This window comes from Oceanispirochaeta crateris, from assembly GCF_008329965.1.
In the GTDB taxonomy this organism is placed as follows: Bacteria; Spirochaetota; Spirochaetia; order DSM-2461; family DSM-2461; genus Oceanispirochaeta; species Oceanispirochaeta crateris.
The window spans coordinates 1,170,592-1,190,337 of record NZ_CP036150.1 but is presented as its reverse complement, the minus strand read 5'-3'; the positions used below and the strand labels follow the sequence as shown (position 1 = coordinate 1,190,337).

Here is a 19,746-nt window from a genome sequence, read left to right as displayed (position 1 = left end):
TAATCATCCTCGGATTTTAAGTTTTTGAATATATTGTAGGGGCTAAAGAAACATAGGGAAGGTTTAAGCCTGTTATTGTTTCAGAGTGTCCTAAAAAGAGGCAGCCATCATCCTTCAGATGCCTATAGAGGTTCATCAATATCTTTTTCTGCTTCTCCTGAGAGAAATAAATGAGAACATTTCTGCAAAAAATAACATCAAACTTTTTTCTAATACTGTATTGATCATCCATAAGATTCTGCTGAAAAAAACTAACATGTTTTTGAATATTCGGCTTCACCTTTACCAGCTCACTATCTGAGTCTTTGCTTTTTAAAAAATATTTTTTTTTCATTTCAAGGGGAAGAGCTTCAATCCGGGACATATGATAGATTCCTTTCCTGGCTTTACCCAAGACTTCCTGGGATATATCTGAGCCGGCAATAGTGTATTGGAGCCTCTGGAAATCTTCACGAATACCTTCCATAACCATGGCCAATGTATATATTTCTTCACCACTAGAACTGGCAGATGACCATATATCAAATTGGCAATCTCCCCCATTGGCTTTCAAACGGGGTCTTACAATATGATTCTCAAGATAAACGAAATGATCCGGTTCTCTAAAAAAGTCAGTTTTATTGGTTGTGACAACATCAACCATAAAGGGGAATTCTATGCGCATTCCCTTTTCACTGAAAAGAAAATCACAGTAGGATTCAAAATTATCCATAGAAAGTGCCCGTAATCTTTTATGCAGCCTTGATTCAAGCATCACACGTTTAATCTCGGGCATACGAATTCCAAGTTCGGTTTCGATAAACAGGCTCAATTTCCGGAATTCCTTATCATTGAGTGTTGGTCTTTCACTTGTTGCTATCATTCAGAGTAGACCCTTTTTTAGCAAGTGTTGAAAGACGGTTTACATCTAAAATCAAGGCTACGTTTCCATCCCCCAGAATTGTGGCCCCTGTGATGTAATTGATCCCTTTATATAGTTTTCCCATATTCTTTATGACTGTTTGATGATCACCAATAACTTCATCTACGACAAATCCTGTTAGTGTGTTTTCAGTCTGAATGACCACTAAGTGTTCTCTTTCGGGTAATTCTTCATCGTATATGAACAGTTCTCTGAGTCTGATATAGGGAATCACAGAGTCTCTGTATTCGATCAGTCTCTTTTTACCGTGATTTTCTCTCTGTTCTGCCGTCAATTCCATACATGCTTGAACCATTGAGAGGGGAAACACATATTTTTCATCCTGAATCCTCACCAAGAGTCCTTCTATGATGGCCAATGTAAAGGGCAGATGCAGTGAAAATTCTGTGCCTACCCCATGTTCGCTTTTGATGTGGATGGAGCCATTTAAAGCATCTATCTGCCTTCTTACAACATCCATTCCAACCCCGCGTCCGCTCACACTGGTGACACTCTGAGCTGTAGAAAATCCGGGCATAAAAATAAGATTAAAAATTTCATCATCACTGAGTTGTGCATCAGGTGATATTAATTTTTTCTCAATTGCCTTTTTTAAAATGGCCTCTTTGTTCAGTCCCTGCCCATCATCTCTAATCATGAGCTTAACATTTGCACCGGTATATTGGGCATCCAAAGTTATGGTTCCTGTGGGATCTTTGCCCTTCTTTTTCCTCTCTGCGGCCGATTCAATACCATGATCGATTGAATTTCTGATGAGATGGACGAGAGGATCATTCAATTTCTCTATTACATTCTTATCCAGCTCTGTATCACCGCCTTTTGTCACAAGCTGAATATTCTTATCCAGACTGGAAGACAAGTCTCTGACAAGCCTTTTGAAGCGTAGGAATGTACTCCCAATGGGAACCATTCTCAAACTCATTGTGTTATCCCGAAGATCGGAAGTTAAGCGTTCTATCTGCTCCGCCAAGGATTGCAGAGCCGATGATTTTTCATGAACTGCCAGCTGGGATAATCTCGCTTGGGCGGTCACGAGTTCTCCTACAGAGTCTACGAGGCTATCTAGTTTATCGCTTTGAACTCGGATTGTAGAAGTACTTCCCGTTCCCATATTTTGTTTAATCGAACTGGATATTTTCTGTTCTTCCAGTGCAGACTTTACATCAGAGGAGGAAACCATTCCTTTTTCGACAAGCAGTTCTCCAATTTTTTTTCGTGAATCCAGAATCTGACTCAAATCAGAAGGCTGTATCAATCCCTTATCAATGAGAATCTCTCCCAGTTTGGGGTTGGGATCTTCATTCACCATAACTTCCCAATCTGAGATCCTCGTGATGTCAATTTTAGATCTTGCATCAAGAAATATGAATACATCCTTGATTTCATCCAGGGTCTGTTTGGTCGTTAAATATATATCCCAGTGGACATAGCATATTTCGGGATTGAATATATCAAGGTCAGGTAAGTCATCCTTATAGCTTATACAGCTGATCTCTCCCATTTGGCTCAACTCATTGAGAAGGAGCAATGGATTTGTTCCAGAAAGGAAAATATTTTCATCGGGAGCAAACTGAATCCTGTAAATGGATTCGACGTTTTCGTTGCTGTCTGCCTGTTTTTCAATTTTTGAGGAGTTCTCATTCTGAGGCTCAGCTATCTCTCCGGTTAGAACCTTCATTTCATCTATTATACTTTGGGATACTTCTTCAAATTCGGGTGTAGAATCTTCATCAGCATTCAGCATGGACAAAATATGATCACGGCTTAACAAGGTGAGATCAATGAGTTTCTTTGAAACATTCACAGTCCCTTCACGCACTCCGTCAAGGACTGATTCGACAACATGAGTGAAAGAAGCTATCCCTTGAAAGTCAAACATAGAGGCAGAGCCTTTAATTGTATGAATGGAGCGGAAAACAGCAGAAATGGCCTCAGGATTATTGGGGTCATCTTCAAGTTGCATCAAAAGATCTTCTAAGCTGCCCAATAATTCATAGGCTTCCTCTTTAAAGGTTTCTTTAAATTGACTCATAGAACTCATACTCATTCAGCTCCCGCTTAGAAGATCTTGAAAGTCGCAAAGTTGTATCCTTGCCTCAATTTTAGGACAAACATCCTTAATTATTACTTTTCTTTTTTCTTCATTTAATGTTTTTTTAAAGCTGTAAAGCAACTGAATCACAGCAAAATCAATATCTTCGGCATCTTTTAAATCTATTGTGACTGCCGAGTTGCCTTCCCTGCATTTCTTAAATACATCGACCATCTCTTCAGCCTGACAAATATTCAGATTCCCTGTAAAGTGCAAAACCTCATTTTTCCGATTTGCCATTCTCAATCTCCCAATACTTTCCTGATGACTCCTATGACCTTTTCATTATCAAAGGGTTTAACGATCCATCCTGTGGCTCCCAGTGCTTTACCTTTCTCCATAATATTCTGCTGTGACTCTGTCGTGAGTACCAGTATGGGAGTAAATTTGAATTTTTTCATTTTTCTCAGCTCGCCGATGAGTGTTAAACCATCCATATTCGGCATGTTTACATCTGTGATAACCAGATCGCAATTCTGATCCTGGATAACATTCAAGGCATCCTGACCGTCTGCGCCTTGAATCACCTCATAACCTTCTTCGGTCAGGAAGAATTTTAAGCTTTCCCGAACAGTTCTTGAATCATCCACAATTAAAATTTTTTTCATTCCCATATCCTCTGTTTTTCTTCTTTTGATGCGAGTCAGGTCTCTCGGCATATTGCTTTACTGATAAAAAAAGCATTTCCATTTCCCGATGGAAATATAAATCAGAGTTTATCATTTTCTTTTCATCAATACCAGATTTTTAATAATTTCATCAGAGTCTATGCCCTGGAATATTAAAAGAGCACGATCTCTCGGTTCTTTTGAATATTCACTAATCTCTTGCTTGTTTCCAACTCTTCTTTACGTATTTCGTCAATTTTTTTTCTAGATTGAAGTTTTTTAACAAGAACCTTCCCTGTATCTGGGAAAAAAATGATTTTTCTTCCACAATATTCACCTAGATCTGATGCTGCCACAGGAATTTTTTCATTGGCAAGAAATTGAATAATAAACTGTATATTCATATATCCTACATTTCTTTCCTGATTTTCAAAATTTAAAACAGACCCACCTCCAAATACTTTGGCGATCAATGCTTTTTTATTGGAGCCCATTTTCATCAGTTCATTGATTAATAATTCCATGGCAAAAACACCATATCGTGAGCTTTTATTTTTGAGAATGTTTTCAGGATTGTTTATTGAGAGATTGGGTAGAAGAAAATGATTCATTCCACCCCTTCCATTCATCTTGTCTATAAGAGCTACAGAAATGCATGAACCCAATATGGTGGATATGACTATATTCTCCTGGGAGCAAAAATAGTCTCCGGGATGCAGGATGATTTCCTGACGATTGAATTTATGATTCCTGTATTCAATCATTGCGTACCGGCTAGAATTTGGACATCATTTTCTTCACAGAACTGGTCTATTGCCAATCCAAGATTTCTTACCAAGTTTAAAACATTTAGATCATTTGAGTTTGTTTTTACAGATAATTCACACTCACAGCTCATAACATGAACCTTTTCTGCTCCAATGACCCCGGATATTCCCTTTATTTTGTGGAGGAATTGCCCTGCTTCTTCCATCTTCTGGTGAACCAGGCAGTCTTCTGTCTTTTTTAAAAATTCGGGCATATCCTGAAGGGCCATTCTGATCATCTCAGAGGCCAATTCTCTGTCATCATCGGTATAATGCAAAAGATTCGTCATTTTAAAAATTTCAAAGTCGCTCATAATTTAATTATAGAACAAAGATTGACTCTGAATTAAGCGTTTACGACTATTTTTTTCTATGGAAGGCGTCTTCAAATTCAAGCCATGCCTTTTCACGTTGTTTGACGCTGTATAACTTTTGTGATGATTCCTGTCTTTTCCGTTTTGATGAGGAATGATTTTGAGCACTATCCTTTTTTCTATTTTTACCGTTACTTGTATATCTAGAACCCAATCTGGAGGGTTCTTTTGCTTCTTTCCTGTATGCTGAGGGGATTTGAAAGTTATCCTCTTTTTCAGATAGACCCGAAAACTGGTTCTTAAAACTATCTTTCCTTCCAGATAGCCTTAGGACAAGTTTTTTCCACCAGGATAAAAACTTATAGGCCTCTTCAAAGATTTCTAGGAGATATAAATTGAGAAGGTAGTCCGCATCTTTAAATCGTATGACACCCTTATCAAAGAAATTATTCATAAAATCCTTGATTTTATTAACATCCCTTACCCGCTTTAAATTCTTAAAATAATGAACAATCCCTTCAGAGACTATTCTTGGTTTGCTCAAGAACTCGGCCAGAACAGGTGTGTCTTTCTTGATCATCTCCAACACATCTTCTTTAAATGTATCTCTTGTATAAAACACGGTAATTCTATCTTTGTTTCCTGTCCTCAGCATTCGTTCCATAAGCTGTATGTAATGGAATTTTAATTCTTTTGACTGCATTGATAGTTCAGATCGAAAATAGGGATACACATGATCTCTGTGTATATATTTGTTTTGAACACTCAATATCAGGGGTAATCCGATCTTATTATTTACTTTTACAGCAGATTCATAAAAATATTCTTTAAAGTTAGCCCATCTTTTGGTGTAAGGATCTAGTAACTTTTTTAATTCCTCATCAGTGACAAGAAAGTCCTCTTTTTTAAGGATTTCCATACAAACTTCATCTAATGCGGCTTCCTTAGCTGCATTATCTTCCCTTTTTTGTTCTTCTTCTTTTCCGGCATTCTTTAAAAAGTGATGAATCAATTCACTGGACTGGAAAAGAGTTTCTTCAAGGTGTTTTAGTCTTAACTTCAAATCCTCTTTATTCTGCAGAATCTTGAGTGAAAGATTGAACCAGAACTTACTATCAGTTGTATTTTGAAGTTTCTGAATTTCACTGATTTTTGTATCCATATAGCGGGAAATTATTGAAATAAAAGAGGTATTATTCAGATAGGATCTGATTCTATTCCGGCTGAGTATGATCAGGTATTCAAGCGATTCCGATGTCGCCAGAAGGGCGCCGTTTGTTTTTAATGGAATCGTGTAAATGGAGGACTTCCCCTTTTCATCATTAATGAACTGCGGGCTTAGAGATTCCGGATGTATTGTTTCCAACAAATCAAAGGGAACTCTCTGATTCTGATTTTCAAGATCTGAGAGTGTTAAAAAAGACAAGGATTCATCTATGAGTAACCTCTGGATTTCATCTTCTACGAGATTACTGTAATACTCTTTGGAATCCCTATTGGATATAATAATTTTGTCGGGTTTAAGCTCACCCTCTACAACTCTGAATTTTAAGAGTCCATAGTGGGCGTTCTTAATCTTTTTCATCAGAATCTCAATCTGATTATTTGCAAAAAGTATATCTTTACCTGCGTGAAGGACAAAGCGATTATAATCTAGAGAAGGATTAAAAAAATCGCATATTCTGTGAAATATTCTTCTTTGTTCCTGGGTAAAACTACCCACTTGAGACAAAAATTCTTCTCGCTTCTGTAAATCCATCTGAAAAACAGCAGGAAGCTGGGAGGATTCGTCTTTTATACTCTCTTCATTCATCCCCGGACTCTGCCTTTTTATCTTTTTTTCTATTTCTTAATACGGGTATTAGATTGAGGAGACTGCGAAATATGAGTGCCATGCCCAATGCCAGCATGACTGCTGATAGTATTCTTTTCCAGAACATAACTACATAATATACGCAGACATTCAGATATTCAATTCTATTCGATTATTTAATCCGGATGAACCAGCAGCGGTGTCCCGATTTCTTTTTTAAAAAATCCTCCGAAACGGTCCATTTTGTTTCTTCTGAAATATTGTATTCCGCTAAGAGTTCTTCTTTCAGTTCAAACTGTTTGAAATTATTGGAGAATATTAGCAATCCATCTTTTTTCAGCCTTTTCATGGACAGATGAATAAGGGCCGCGTGATCATTTTGAATATCAAATACAGACGCTCTTGATTTTGAGTTAGAAAATGTTGGCGGATCAAGAAAGATCACATCAAAATAATCCTTAGAGGCTCTTAACCAATCGAAACTGTCTGATTGTTCAAAGCTGTGATGTGTATCAGAAATCTTGTTCAAACTAAAGTTATCTCTTCCCCAGGCTAAATAAGTCTTAGAACTGTCTACAGAAACAACTTTAGATGCACCGCCGGAAGCTGCCATTAGGCTGGCGGTACAGGTATAGGAAAAAAGATTCAATACTGACTTTCCCTTGCTATTCTCCAAAAGATATTTGCGAATGTTTCTATGATCAAGGAAGAGTCCTGTATCTAGGTAGTCCGTAAAATTCACCCAAATCCTCTGACCCCATTCTTGAATGAGATAGCGTTCTCCCTGTGATCCCAGAGGTCTATATTGGTCCTGGCCCCTTTGTCTGCGCCTTTGCTTCAGGAAAATCTGATTATGCTGTAGTGAGAATAGATCCTTAAGAATCTTTATGGCTTCTTTCGTTCGTATTTCGGCTTTGTCCATATCTATAAAAACGGGTGGTTTATATTCCTGTATGTGTATCCATTTGTTTTCATAGACATCTATGGCAAAATTGAAATTGGGCAAGTCTGCATCGTAAAGCCTATAGCAGCTTACATTCTCTCTTTTAAGCCATTTTCCCAGGTGCTTTTTCCGCTTAATCAGTCGGTTGAGGAATTGTGTTCCTTCTTCACTTATGTGTAGCTCATTTTCTAGCTGAACTTTTTCAGGACCCTTTTTCTTTTGTTCACTCCCAAACAATTCATAATGGTAAATCGCGCATGACAGTGCGCCATTCATGATCTTGTTTTCACGGCTTTGGCGTAATCCTATGGCCCCCAAAAGAGATATATCATTTGAAATCACGGACATATTCCAACCCTTGAACTGAGGGCTCCGTGTTTGGTCTCCCAGGCTTCGATACAGAGAATACAGGGCATTCTTTTCGCCTATTCTCACACCATAAGGGGGATTTGTTACAACCAAACCGCCCGGAGCCGCCATCTGAGCTTCCGTGAGGGCTAAGTCTTCCAGAGCTCTTTTTTCCACATGTATATACTTATCAAGACCAGCTCTTTTTATATTGTCTATGGCCGATGCAATCGCATTCTTATCATTGTCATAACCGGTTATTCTTGGGAGTGTTTCAATCCCTTTCTTCCATTCTTGTTCTGCCTGATCTGTAATTTCCTCCCAGAGATCCTGGTTGTGAGATTTCCAGTTCATAAATCCATAATGGCTTCTATACAGATTGGCAGGAAGATCTCCTGCGATGATGGCGGCTTCTACCAGAAGAGTTCCGCTACCGCACATGGGATCCAAAAATACACACTTTTCTTGAGAGATCTTTTTCCAGCCGGATCGAAGGAGTAAACCTGCGGCAGTGTTTTCCCTTAAGGCCGCCGAGGAAGCCTTGATTCTATATCCTCTATTGGAAAGTGTTTCTCCGGATAAATCCAGGTACATTTGTCCCTTCTGAGAGTCCTGAATATGGACTTGAACCTTTATATCCGGATTCTGTCTATCCACATCAGGCCGGCTTCCGGTTTTTTCCCGCCAGTAATCTGCAATACCATCTTTGAGTTTTAAAGAAGCAAGCTGCTGGTTTATATTTCCACGCCCCTTGGCTGAGGCTCTGCAGGAAAAAGTCGCCTCTGGGAGCATGATTGTATCCCAGGGAAAATGCAGAGCCTCTTTACGGACAGATTCAAGGTCCTCTGTTAAATCAAACTCACTGAGCTGCAGCAGAAGGTGTCCTGCCACTCTCGTATGAATACAGAATCTGTATATTGTTTCCAGAGTCGCTGTAAAGGACAGCCCTCCTGTGGTTCTTTTTTGAATTTTCCCGCCCCAGTGGAGAACTTCTTCCTCAAGAAGATCTTCAAGGTACAAGGGGCAGGCCGCAAAAAGGCTGTATAAGGTCATTTTATCAGGATGAATTCGACTCTCCTGTTTTTCCATCTGTTCTCCAGGTCACTGTGAGGCACAACAGGTTCTGTTCCACCCTTACCAATAACATCCATTCTAGATTCCTGTATGCCCAGTGTTCTCAGGTATTCTTTCACCGTCGCTGCACGTGTCAGAGACAGTGGCTGCAGCTCTTCTTTTTCTTCTCTGGCAGCCCGGGCGGGATTGTCATAATACTCACTCACAGCGTGTCCTTCAATAACAATACTGTAGGAACCGTATTTTTTCAAAACTTCTGAAAGTCGTTTCAGGATATCCTGGTTTTTATCTCCCTGCTCTCCGGTTGACACCAGGAGTGCCTTATAGGGTTGAAATGTAATATTGGAGATTCTGACTTTGAGTCTATCGCCATCTCTTATGACCAGGATATCTACAGGAATCAGACCTTTCTCTGTTGTGGAGTGGCCAAGGAAGTCGGTTACTCTTATTTCATAAGGATAATCTTCTGCAGACTGGACCAGTTCTCCCTGGCGGGATCGGCCATCCCAGATGATCCTTTCAGAAGGACGTCCCTTTCCTCCGAAAGTAATAAATTCTTTTCCCTTCGGATCTCTAATGGTCATATTCCAGTCTCTTATAGGAGACAAGTCCCGGACACTCAACCCCATTTTTAATTCGTCTTCGACATTATCATCATCAGGAGAAAATGGTACGGGAGAGAGGTTTAGGGAGATCAGGGGGGCACTATTGTCAACTATAAACTCACGGCTGAGGGCTACTGGTCTGTTTCCTTTCCGGTATATGACTTCCAGTTCCCCTGTGAATGTTCCTTCCTGGAGAGTTCCATTATCGCTGCGGCCATCCCATGAGAGCTGTGACGGAATCGTGGTTGTACCCTGAATAGATTTGACTACAGCGTTAGCAGAATCTTTTATTCTGAGTGTCCAGTTTTCAATCCCTTTGTTGTTTGTTACATGAACGGTGAAAATCTGTGAATTGAATTCTTCGGAGAGGGGTGAGAATAAGGAATTTTTAGCTGTTAAATAAACAGATGTTACAACCGTATCCACCTCGATATTGTGAAGACTTGTTTCACTTCTGTTTCCAGCTGCATCAGTGGCCACCAATTCATAATGATACATGCCGTCTGCCACTTTGTTGCCATTCTCATCTGTACCATCCCAGGTCAAGTTTTCAAGCGCATTTTTCCAAAACCATGTTCGTTTGGTATTTCCGGCATCATCGGTCATAACCGCAGAGATCACGGCCTCGGGAGACGATGACTGTCTAATCATAATTGTATCTCCTAAACCATCACCATCAGGAGAAAAGAGGGTTCTATCAGTCTGTGCTTTGAGTACGGGAGGAACCGTGTCTTTTTCAAAGACAGTTGTTCTGGCGGTCGGTCTGTCACCTTTTTGGTATACAGCTGTCATTTCGGCTGTATATAATCCATCGGGAACCTTGGCTCCATTTTCCCCTTCCCCTTTCCAAGTATAGGAAGAGAGAATCTCTCCAGTTCCCTGCCAGGTTTTTACCGCCCTGCCATCTTTTTCTGAAAGAATTTTCAATTCCCAGGATTCAATTGTCTCGGGGTTATCCACAACGCTGTAGAAAGAGACCTCATCTTTTACGCCATTGCTGTCAGGAGAGAAGGCATCATCGCTGACTGTCAGCTGAAGAGACATCTCTGTGGTATCCAGTGTGAATCCATGCCTGGAGGAGATCCCTCTATTGCCGGCTTTATCAAAGGCTTCCATATAGAAACTATATTTACCATCGGGAACCGGTCGTCCTTCCTGATCCCTGCCGTCCCAAACAATCATTGGATCAGCCTTTCCTCTCCAAAACCATGATTTGATCGTTGAATTATTGCTGTCGCGGATAAATCCTTCCCAGTAGTCCTCTTCTGTTGTATCCAGAGAGAGTGTGAGAGTATCTTTGAAGCCATCTCCATCAGGAGAGAGAATGCTGTCTCCTGATACTTTTCCTACAGGTGCCGTTTTATCCACAGTAAACCCTGGTGACCAGGCTTCTGGTCGATATCCATTTTGATATTGTATGGTTAAATATCCCCTGTACTTACCTTCAGCCAATGTGCCGTTAACACCGGCATTTCCTGTGTAGTTAATCGTTTTGGGGACCTCAAGAATCCCCTCTCTTCTGTTATTATAGCTCCAGTAAGTCTTGCCTTGAAGATCCTGTATCTGAAGTTCCCATTCAGTAATACCCGAGGTAACGGGGATCACTGGTCCGAATTTTATAAGATTGATTCCTTCTGAATTTCCGGGACTGAGCCAGGCATTATCAATTGTCAGGCTTACCGGGGGCTGCTCCGTATTTACAAGGATATTTTCCAGTCTTTCAGTGCTATGATTTCCGGAAAGGTCGGTGGACTGAATCTCATAACTGTAAATACCATCGGGGACAATGGCTCCCTGATTATCTGTTCCGTCCCAATAAAAGGATTGGGGTGAGTCATTTTCAAATACAATGTTTTTGACTGCATCACCACTTAGGTTCCGTATCGTTCCATTCCAGAGCTTTTCTTCGGATCCTTTTTGCCTGATTTGCAGCTGATCCTTGTTACCATCGCCATCGGGTGAAAAAATCAGGTCAGGACCTTCGGGTTTTTCCAGACTGATTGCTGGTGGGACCGTATCGATAACTACCATTCTTGCTTCTGTTTCTGACAGGTTGTCGTTATCATCACGAAAGGCCATTTTAAAACTATATGTTCCATCGGGGGCTCGTTCGCCGGAATCCATAACACCATCCCATCGGAATGTTTCCGGCAGAGTTGTTCCTGTCTTGGCTGCAAACATTCGTTCAAATATATTTTTGAAACTTTCGTTTTCTGGCCTTTCATCCTTATTTTTGAATTCTTTTACAAGAACACCATCCTCATCGTAGATTGAGAATGTGTAAGCCATGATGTAGCGTTCATCTTCGACAGAATAGGGAAAATTAAGTTCATCCTGTACACCATTCAGATCGGGAGATATATAAATGGAATCGTCTTGTTCAATCTGAATATTGGGAGGATTCGTATCGCGGACTCCAAATGGAATTGTCGCTCCTGCTCCTATGGCTATCACTCCATCATACAAGGGGGCCACGGATGTTTGAAATTCAATCTGACTGGATTGCTTCTCTGTTTTCTCACCTTCTTTTGGTTTAAAAGTATATTTATAGTTAAGCCCGATAGACGGGATGAGTGTCTGGTAATTTCCATCAATGGTATCTGACAAAATCATGGAGGAGGATGTGGAGATACTCAGAATATTCTGAATTGTGACTTTTTGTCCAATTTCGACTTTTATATCTGAAAATGTGGGTAAAGCCACATCTCCATTGACTGCCCAGGTTATATCTGTTTTGTCTATGATATCAAATCCGGCTCCGACCTGTAAGGTCAGGTTATTGGGGACTGCATTGAGGTAGGTTCCGCTTTCCTGGGTTCCATAGCCTTTTCCTATTTGATTAAAGGTCCCGGCCCATCTGAAGTTCTTCATGGCCCCTATTGTTCCCACCTTGTGGATGAAACCAATGTTGAGTCCCGCTCCCCAGTCCATGTCGGTACCTAAGGCTGTATTGAGGCTGAATCCAGTGAATAAGTTCTTGTATATTTCTTTTGAAAATGCGGCATTGATGGAACCAAAGGTTCCAAAATTCATTGAGGGTGCATTCAAACCGGAAGTTGTCAAGAAGTGAAAGGCTCCCGTAAAGACACCGTATCTGGAGGGATAGGCAAAGGCTGTATTGACAGAATGACCCATCCCGGACTCTTCCCATCCGGACAAATTGATATAATTAATATCAAGAATCTTGCCCTGAAAATTACCGGATGCTGCCGGATTCAGACTGGCTGACTGAGGTGTTTCCATCCCCGTAATTGTGGCCCCATTTCCTAGGAACCGGGGGGAATAGAGGGGATATGCCAATTCCCCTGTTGATTCTGCTGCCAGAAATTCTGACAGTGTTAATGCCAAGATTGTCAAGATTAGAATTTTCTTCATTGGATTTCTCACAGTATACTCCCACAGTTTTTGACATCTATATTAAACAGAGTCTGCCATGTTAAACTTACTTTAATACCAACACAATATCTCAATTGTAACAAAAAATAATCCCGAATGGAGTAAATATGCAGAAAAAAGAAAATTCATGGTTTTCAGATGAATGGTTCTGGAAAACCTACGGACCTATAATGTTTGATGACCAGAGATTGAAGAACTCTGTGTACGAAGTTGAGCGGATTATGGAACTTTGTGGCATAAAAAAGAACGATAATGTCCTTGATTGCTGTTGCGGCCTGGGGCGGCATAGTCTTGAATTAGCCCAAAAAGGCTGCCGTGTCAGCGGTTTGGATTTATCTCAGGGGTATCTGGACCTGGCCAAAGCAGAAGCAGAGAAAAGATCTCTGAAGGTTGATTTTATTCACAAGGATGCCAGAACCATCGATTATGAGAATCAATTCGACGCTATCATCAATATGTTTACATCTTTTGGCTATTTTGACGATCCAGATGAAGATCTTGAATTGCTACGAAAATTACATCGGGCCCTCAAGCCGGGAGCCTCTCTTTTCATGGAAATGATGGGCAAGGAAATCCTGGCCAGAGATTTTGAAGAGAGAACCTGGTTTGAACGGGAAGGCATAAAGATCATGCTTGAATATTCAGTTGATTTGAATTGGACCGAATTATGCAACAGATGGCTCTTTTATAAAGATGATGTTATGACTGAATATAGCTTTTCCCACAGAATCTTTTCAGCATCCGAGATGGCAGCTATGTTGTGGAAAGCCGGTTTCTCAACCATTGAAATTTTTGGGAGTTTTGAAAAAGATCTTTACGACCACAATGCTAAAAATCTTATCCTGATTGCCCATAAGGATGCAGATTAGGGCGTGTAAGAGAAATCTTCCGTATTGGTCAGTCTAAAATCATCTTTTATGTGGGAACTGAGGTACACTCTGTTCTGGTCATCAATGACAATGATATCAATATCAGGATGATTTTCAGCATAGTCCATTGCCTTTTCCTGTCCCAGAGAAAAAAGGGCTGTAGACAGGCCATCCGCTAAGAGACTGTTTTTGGCTATAACTGTCAGACTCTGAATACCATTATTGACCGGATACCCCGTTTCTGTGTCTAGAATATGATGGTAGTGTACACCATCTTGGACGAAGTATCTCTCATAAATACCAGAGGTCACAACCGCACTGTCCTTTGTTTCCAGAATACCAATATACTGCCCTCTCAAATCTTCTGGATTCTGTATTCCAATTCTCCAGGAAGAACCATCTGGTTTTCCTCCTATGAGCTGGACATTTCCTCCCAGATTGATTATGGCTGATGTCACGCCATTGCTCATCAATTCATTTTTTACAAGATCTGCAGCACTTCCCTTGGCTATGCCTCCTAGATCTATCATCATGTCCATGGGCAGAGAAATTTTATTTTCATTCAAATCGATGGACGTATAATCGACAGAAGCTAGGGCTTGTGTAATTTCCTGGGGCGACGGAACTCTTTGAGAATCGGTACCAATGCCCCAAAGAGAGACGAGAGCACCTATAGAGGGATCAAAGCGACCTTCTGAAAGGGACGCTATTTCAAGAGAATCTTCTATAATTTGGAGAGTATCGGGACTCAGACTGGCATTTTTAAGTCTGTTGAGACTGGAAATTTCACTCTCAAAAATATTTACACTCAAGCGATTTTCCATCTCTTCAATGGTTTTAAATCCCCGATTTAGAGCCTCTTCGGGATCATTCGTTTTATCTATTGAATAGATAGTGATGAAGCAGGATGTTCCTAACAGGAGCTGTGAATCTGATATGGGTTCCATTTTTTCTTTTTGACATGATTGCAATACAAAAACGAACAGGAAAAAAAGTACAATGGAGGGGCTGGTTTTGATGGCTCTGGATCTCATGAAAAGAGATTATGACAAGACCTGCAAACAAAGTAAAGTGTGAAGAGGGGTGAAACGGTCATGTATAAAATACAAAACTTAAAAAGAGCTGGCAGAATCCATGGCAATTATGGTAATGTATTTTACAATTCACACCACAAAGAGACGCATATTTATGAGAATCCGAAACAAGCTTTTTATTACAAATGTCTCAGTATTTTTACTTTTTATTGGAATTTTTCTAATATTCATCCTGACCTCTTTCAGGCTCATGAATCTAAAAGACCTGCAGAGAGAAGCCAGTTCCGTTAGAAACAGTATTTTGAAACTGGAGTATGCCAACCGCGCTGTTTTAAATGCAAACGCAGCACCCTTGGACACATTGAAATGGGCCGGGATTGAGGTTACGGATGCTTTGAGGAACTTTTCTGAAAATGAGAACCTTATCTATCTCAATCAAAACACCGTTTCTCGTATTGATGAAATCAAGGATCTATTTTATGAACGGGATTTTGATGCTTATTATGAACAAATTGAGAATGAACTGTCTAAAGTAAGACAAAGACTTTACAACACAACTCTTGAACTTGAGCTTCAGGATATGACAGAACAGGGATTCCAGTCTGATTCTGGTTTTAAAACCATGGTAAAAATTCAAGAGGATGTCAGGACGTTTATTCTTTGGCATAGACCTCTTGCTGACTCTTTTGTTTCTGTAACCAATGCTATTATTTCAGAAGTTCAGGATCAAATAGCCACGATCATACTGCAGACAGGGATTACTGTTTTTGTCGGGATATTTTTATCTTTGTTTCTCATCATTGCTCTGTATCGAAATATGATTAAAAAATTAAGGTCGGTGAATGATGGTATCCGGAAAATTTCTTCAGGAGACCTGCTGACGAGAATCAATATTGAATCGGAAGACGAACTAGGAACAATCGGTCAGAACTTTAATCTACTGACAGAAACAATCTGGCATAAGGTCAACAATATTGGAAGCATCATTCACAATATGGGACAATCCTTGTCATCAGAAGCTGATGCTCTGGTCCTGGAACAGTCAATTTTGGATTTGGCCATAGAAAACACCCACGCCGATTCTGGAGCCCTCTATATACCCGACCATGAAGAGCGGACAATATTTTGCAAAATTAAAACCAGTAATTTTGCAACACCCTACGATCACGATGATATGGAAGAGTCTATTCCTTTTGGAAAAACAGTCATTGGTATTTCAGTCCTCTCGGGAGAACCCTTGTTTCTCAGGACTCTGAAAGGTCAGAATCTTATTCCTGAGAGGGGGCTTTTTGATAAAGGGTATATTTCATCCTGTTTGATTTTGCCTCTCGTGTCTGAAAAAACAGTCATTGCCCTTCTCTGCCTGCAGAAAAACAATGAGAACCAATTTTTCTCAGATATGGATTATAGCAATATTCAATCTTTTGTAGAATTCAGTGCCGTTACCTTAAACAATCTGGCCCAGTATAAGGAGCTGCTCAAATCGTCTGGATTAAACCGGGAAATGGAAATTGCCTCGGATATTCAAAAAAGTCTCTTGCCGCCAAGATTGCCGAGAGTGGATGGCTTTGATTTATCCGTTAAGACTTATACTCAAAAAGGTATCAGTGGCGAGATCTATGATTTCTTTCCCCTGGGAGTCGACCGTTGGCTTTTTTGCCTGGCAGAAGTTGAAGAAAAGGGAATCGCCTCATCCATGCTCCTTGTAATTTTAAGAACACTCGTGAGAATTCTAGTAAAACCGGAGCAGGAACCAGCAGAAATGCTGAACAATATCTTTGATAATTTTCATGAAACGACAGGTTTGGATACGAACATTAAGATAAGCCTCTGTCTGATGGAACCAAAGAAGAAAGTCTTTCATTTTTGCGGTACTTCTGATCAGAAAATGATTCTTTTTGATAGGAAGTCTGAGACAATGAAGTTAGTTTCGGCTCTGCAGAAAGAAGAAGGACGATTTATTTCAGTAAAAGGAACTCTTAGAAAAGATGTTTTTCTTCTGATGATGACAGATGGATTCCATAGGACATTGAATGAGGAAAATCAAATGTACGGATGGGATCCTCCACAACGAATACTAAAACAGTACGGCGATCATACTGCTGATTGGCTACAGGATGCGATCAATAAGGATCTTACTTTTTTTGAAAGGAATCTGGGTCAGCGGGACGACCGCACCTTGTTCATAGCCAAATATAAAGGAGCATCCAGATGAAAATTCAAACCAGGATAGGTTTAACAAGTTTTATACTGATCATAGGATTGCTCCTCTCTTTATTTTTCCTATTTTTTAGGTTTACCACAGTCTATCAATTGAAGAATTTTCAGCAGGACTGTGAGGAGCTAAATATCTCTTTGTCGCGATATTCTGACCGAAATCTTCTCTTATATACCGAGCATAATCATCCAAAGCTTCTGATCGAGTACTGGTTAAATGACCTAATTCTGTTTCATAAAGAATTAAATTCAGTATTCAATTCTAAACTCAACAATAGACTGAGTTTAGAGTTTCAGGAGGATATGAAAATCTGGTTGGATGAGTGGAATGAAACCTATAATGCCATTATCAATCCCTTCATTCTTGAATTGAATCGATTTAGCGGATCAGAGCTTTCCGAAGAGGGTACGCAACTTGGATTTTATAATTTGTACCTTGCGAAATCCAAGGTCAATGACATTCCGGTTCTGGAGCAATTGAAACTCATCCGTTCCTACCAGGTCTCTTTAGACCATTTTTTAGAAATCTATCAGTTCAGCATAGAAGAGATGAACAGAAAGCTGGAGATAGAAGTCTCTCAGTATACAAGGAACAGCATCTCTCTAGTCACTTCTGCTGTCACCCTGGTTCTTTTTCTCTCTCTTTTCCTATCGTACATTTTTTCAAGGGGAATCGTCAAAAGAGTCGAAAACACAAACAGCCTGGTCCAGATGATGACAGAAGGGACACTCGAGTTTACATCAGACAAGGAATCTACCGATGAATTTGATGATCTTGTTCAAGAATATCATTACTTTTCAAAGGGTCTTTCGGATCGTCTGAATTCATTGAAATTCCTCCTTCAGGACATTGGTAATTCCATCGGAACAGATACTGATATTGATGCTTTTCAGGAGACCATTGTCGAGCTTGGTATGGATTCCATTCACGCCGATGCCGCCATGCTTTTTCTTGTTGATAGTGAGAAAAATGAACTCAATCTGGTGCGCAGGACCGGACTCTGTCCTCCCCCCTTTGCATTGGATAAGAGCATTACCATGGTAAGAAGCAACGTGGAGGAGTATTTTGAATCTCATCCCCTCAATGTGGAGACACCAGTTTTCGGTAATATCATGAATACAGGTGCGGCTCTTTTTATCAAAGATAATGAAACTAGCAAGGGACTCCCCTATAATGCTATCAGTGATGAATGGCTTTTTATCTCTTCTATGATCATTTTGCCCCTCATTGTGGGAAAACAGCTGATGGGAATGCTAGTCTTCTATAACACAAGTCGTCATAAGTTATTTTCCGACCTAGACTTTACTTTTATCAAAGCATATAGCGACTATACGGCTCAGTCTATTGATAACGTTTACAAGTATCAGACCCTTCTTGAAAATAGAGAAATACAGAAAGAGATAGATATTGCCGCAGCCATTCAGAAGAGACTCCTGCCTTCTAAAATGCCTGAGTTTAAAATCGGCAGTGCCATGATCCATTCCCGTCCGGCGAGAGGGATCAGTGGTGATTATTTTGATGCTATCCGTCTGGATGAGGATAAAATCCTGTATACGGTTTGTGATGTTGCCGGTAAGGGTGTTCCGGCCTCCATGCTGATGATTATGATCCGAACCATCCTTCATTCTATCTGTCATCGTCACCGTAAGGCCAATACTTTGTTAAAGGAATTGAATTATCATATTTCTGGAAGGATTGGTGTTGATCAATATGCAACTATGGCAGTCTTTGTCTTAGATGAAAAGAAAAAAGAAATTTCCTATTCTAATGCGGCACACCATCCGCTTTATCTCTTTAGAAACAAGGAGAGACAGTTCAGGAGCTTTGATACGGAAGGACTCCCTATCGGAGTGGATAAAACGGCTGTGTTTGGACATAAATTAATCAGGCTCCATGATCAGGATTATCTTTTCCTGTTTACCGATGGTTTACCCGAGGCTAGGAGTTTGAGCGGAAAAGAGCTGTCAGTGGAACAGCTTCTCCGCTTCCTTGCCGAGAATCTAGAGAAAGCGCCCAGCGATCTGATACCCGCTGTTGAGGCTCATATTGAAGATTTTGCCAAGGATGCAAAGCAGCACGATGATCAGACCTTCCTGGCTCTGCAGATTAGTTAATTAAATCTCTGTTTTTCCCGCATTTATTTTATTTCTGTTATAAAGGGCTCTGATGACATGGAGTATACCACCAGTAAAGGTCGTCAGTCCCAGGAGCCTGAAAATTATCAAAGCAGAGCTTACAGGGGCAAAACACAAGAGTGCTCCTGTTAAAATAATCATGATGCTTGATAAAGTATGATTTATACCGCTGCCAGGAAAATGCTTGGAAATTAGATCCTGAACTCCATAGAAAATCAGGAACAACCCGGTTAAGACAAGAGGTACACCTGCTCCTACTTTTGCAAAACTGATAGGAAAAGAGATCACTACAAAACCCAGAATGAGCATGATGATGCCCCGCAAGAGCAAGATCCACCAATTCTTTTGAATCGATGATAATTTATATCCGATGACTATCTGGCTAATTCCCAGCCAGATTAGATAGAAACTAAAAATCAAAGAGATAAAGACCATCCCTATGGTTGGGAAAATAAAAAGGATCAAACCGGTTACAGTGCTGATAAGACCCAAAACCAGAGTATAAAACCATGCATTTCTATAGGTTTCATCCTGGTCTGCATTTTCAATTTTACCTTCCATTTTTATGT

At 40.3% G+C, this 19,746-nt stretch carries 15 protein-coding genes; 3 read left to right on the top strand and 12 right to left on the bottom strand.

The features are described from left to right. Window positions 1–16 precede the first annotated feature (16 nt). The 10 genes from EXM22_RS05395 to EXM22_RS05355 all read right to left on the bottom strand — a co-directional run bounded on the left by EXM22_RS05395 (window position 17) and on the right by EXM22_RS05355 (window position 12,900). Complete coding sequence (locus tag EXM22_RS05395; protein WP_149485531.1) at window positions 17–862, bottom strand: CheR family methyltransferase; 846 nt, start codon at window positions 860–862, stop codon at window positions 17–19. Further along, window positions 846–2,954 carry a chemotaxis protein CheA gene (locus EXM22_RS05390; RefSeq protein ID WP_149485530.1) on the bottom strand — a complete coding sequence of 703 codons (2,109 nt, stop codon included), beginning with the start codon at window positions 2,952–2,954 and terminating at the stop codon, window positions 846–848. The genes EXM22_RS05395 and EXM22_RS05390 overlap by 17 nt, the downstream gene beginning before the upstream one ends. A 15-nt stretch (window positions 2,955–2,969) precedes the next feature. Continuing rightward, window positions 2,970–3,254 carry an STAS domain-containing protein gene (locus tag EXM22_RS05385; protein ID WP_149485529.1) on the bottom strand — a complete coding sequence of 95 codons (285 nt, stop codon included), beginning with the start codon at window positions 3,252–3,254 and terminating at the stop codon, window positions 2,970–2,972. A gap of 2 nt (window positions 3,255–3,256) precedes the next feature. Beyond that, a complete protein-coding gene (locus EXM22_RS05380; RefSeq protein WP_342780279.1) occupies window positions 3,257–3,622 on the bottom strand; it encodes a response regulator in 366 nt (121 codons plus the stop codon). A gap of 173 nt (window positions 3,623–3,795) precedes the next feature. Further along, window positions 3,796–4,386, bottom strand: a complete 591-nt coding sequence (locus EXM22_RS05375; protein ID WP_149485527.1) for a chemotaxis protein CheD — start codon at window positions 4,384–4,386, stop codon at window positions 3,796–3,798. Then, window positions 4,383–4,742: an Hpt domain-containing protein gene (locus EXM22_RS05370; RefSeq protein WP_149485526.1), complete on the bottom strand. Its 360-nt coding sequence runs from the start codon at window positions 4,740–4,742 to the stop codon at window positions 4,383–4,385. The genes EXM22_RS05375 and EXM22_RS05370 overlap by 4 nt, the downstream gene beginning before the upstream one ends. A 46-nt stretch (window positions 4,743–4,788) precedes the next feature. Continuing rightward, window positions 4,789–6,555: a hypothetical protein gene (locus EXM22_RS05365; protein ID WP_149485525.1), complete on the bottom strand. Its 1,767-nt coding sequence runs from the start codon at window positions 6,553–6,555 to the stop codon at window positions 4,789–4,791. After that, complete coding sequence (locus EXM22_RS18490) at window positions 6,548–6,682, bottom strand: hypothetical protein (RefSeq protein WP_281289932.1); 135 nt, start codon at window positions 6,680–6,682, stop codon at window positions 6,548–6,550. The genes EXM22_RS05365 and EXM22_RS18490 overlap by 8 nt, the downstream gene beginning before the upstream one ends. Before the next feature lie 45 nt (window positions 6,683–6,727). Beyond that, entirely contained in the window at window positions 6,728–8,935 is a 2,208-nt protein-coding gene (gene rlmKL / locus EXM22_RS05360; RefSeq protein WP_149485524.1) for a bifunctional 23S rRNA (guanine(2069)-N(7))-methyltransferase RlmK/23S rRNA (guanine(2445)-N(2))-methyltransferase RlmL, read from the bottom strand. Further along, window positions 8,896–12,900, bottom strand: a complete 4,005-nt coding sequence (locus tag EXM22_RS05355) for a FlgD immunoglobulin-like domain containing protein (protein WP_149485523.1) — start codon at window positions 12,898–12,900, stop codon at window positions 8,896–8,898. Before EXM22_RS05355 ends, rlmKL begins: the two co-directional genes overlap by 40 nt. 128 nt (window positions 12,901–13,028) lie before the next feature. Here EXM22_RS05355 and EXM22_RS05350 point away from each other — a divergent pair, with 128 nt between their 5' ends. Further along, window positions 13,029–13,790, top strand: a complete 762-nt coding sequence (locus EXM22_RS05350) for a class I SAM-dependent methyltransferase (protein ID WP_149485522.1) — start codon at window positions 13,029–13,031, stop codon at window positions 13,788–13,790. Here the strand turns inward: EXM22_RS05350 and EXM22_RS05345 are convergent. Beyond that, entirely contained in the window at window positions 13,787–14,737 is a 951-nt protein-coding gene (locus EXM22_RS05345) for an FAD:protein FMN transferase (RefSeq protein WP_168203361.1), read from the bottom strand. The two genes, EXM22_RS05350 and EXM22_RS05345, sit on opposite strands and share 4 nt — an antisense overlap. Before the next feature lie 337 nt (window positions 14,738–15,074). Between EXM22_RS05345 and EXM22_RS05340 the strand changes: the two genes are divergently transcribed. Further along, entirely contained in the window at window positions 15,075–17,039 is a 1,965-nt protein-coding gene (locus EXM22_RS05340) for a SpoIIE family protein phosphatase (RefSeq protein WP_168203360.1), read from the top strand. 305 nt (window positions 17,040–17,344) lie between these two features. Then, window positions 17,345–19,156, top strand: coding sequence for a GAF domain-containing SpoIIE family protein phosphatase (locus EXM22_RS05335; RefSeq protein ID WP_168203359.1), 1,812 nt, complete (start codon window positions 17,345–17,347; stop codon window positions 19,154–19,156). Here the strand turns inward: EXM22_RS05335 and EXM22_RS05330 are convergent, their stop codons facing one another. Then, window positions 19,157–19,738, bottom strand: a complete 582-nt coding sequence (locus EXM22_RS05330) for an HdeD family acid-resistance protein (protein WP_149485518.1) — start codon at window positions 19,736–19,738, stop codon at window positions 19,157–19,159. Between the last annotated feature and the right edge of the window lie 8 nt (window positions 19,739–19,746).

Excerpts from the sequence above, each read along its gene's own strand:
- EXM22_RS05395 (WP_149485531.1), bottom strand. The coding sequence starts at position 862 with ATGATAGCAACAAGTGAAAGACCAACACTCAATGATAAGGAATTCCGG.
- EXM22_RS05390 (WP_149485530.1), bottom strand. The coding sequence starts at position 2,954 with ATGAGTCAATTTAAAGAAACCTTTAAAGAGGAAGCCTATGAATTATTG.
- EXM22_RS05385 (WP_149485529.1), bottom strand. The coding sequence starts at position 3,254 with ATGGCAAATCGGAAAAATGAGGTTTTGCACTTTACAGGGAATCTGAAT.
- EXM22_RS05380 (WP_342780279.1), bottom strand. The coding sequence starts at position 3,622 with ATGAAAAAAATTTTAATTGTGGATGATTCAAGAACTGTTCGGGAAAGC.
- EXM22_RS05375 (WP_149485527.1), bottom strand. The coding sequence starts at position 4,386 with ATGATTGAATACAGGAATCATAAATTCAATCGTCAGGAAATCATCCTG.
- EXM22_RS05370 (WP_149485526.1), bottom strand. The coding sequence starts at position 4,742 with ATGAGCGACTTTGAAATTTTTAAAATGACGAATCTTTTGCATTATACC.
- EXM22_RS05365 (WP_149485525.1), bottom strand. The coding sequence starts at position 6,555 with ATGAATGAAGAGAGTATAAAAGACGAATCCTCCCAGCTTCCTGCTGTT.
- EXM22_RS18490 (WP_281289932.1), bottom strand. The coding sequence starts at position 6,682 with ATGTTCTGGAAAAGAATACTATCAGCAGTCATGCTGGCATTGGGCATG.
- rlmKL (WP_149485524.1), bottom strand. The coding sequence starts at position 8,935 with ATGGAAAAACAGGAGAGTCGAATTCATCCTGATAAAATGACCTTATAC.
- EXM22_RS05355 (WP_149485523.1), bottom strand. The coding sequence starts at position 12,900 with ATGAAGAAAATTCTAATCTTGACAATCTTGGCATTAACACTGTCAGAA.
- EXM22_RS05350 (WP_149485522.1), top strand. The coding sequence starts at position 13,029 with ATGCAGAAAAAAGAAAATTCATGGTTTTCAGATGAATGGTTCTGGAAA.
- EXM22_RS05345 (WP_168203361.1), bottom strand. The coding sequence starts at position 14,737 with ATGGAACCCATATCAGATTCACAGCTCCTGTTAGGAACATCCTGCTTC.
- EXM22_RS05340 (WP_168203360.1), top strand. The coding sequence starts at position 15,075 with ATGAATCTAAAAGACCTGCAGAGAGAAGCCAGTTCCGTTAGAAACAGT.
- EXM22_RS05335 (WP_168203359.1), top strand. The coding sequence starts at position 17,345 with ATGAAAATCTGGTTGGATGAGTGGAATGAAACCTATAATGCCATTATC.
- EXM22_RS05330 (WP_149485518.1), bottom strand. The coding sequence starts at position 19,738 with ATGGAAGGTAAAATTGAAAATGCAGACCAGGATGAAACCTATAGAAAT.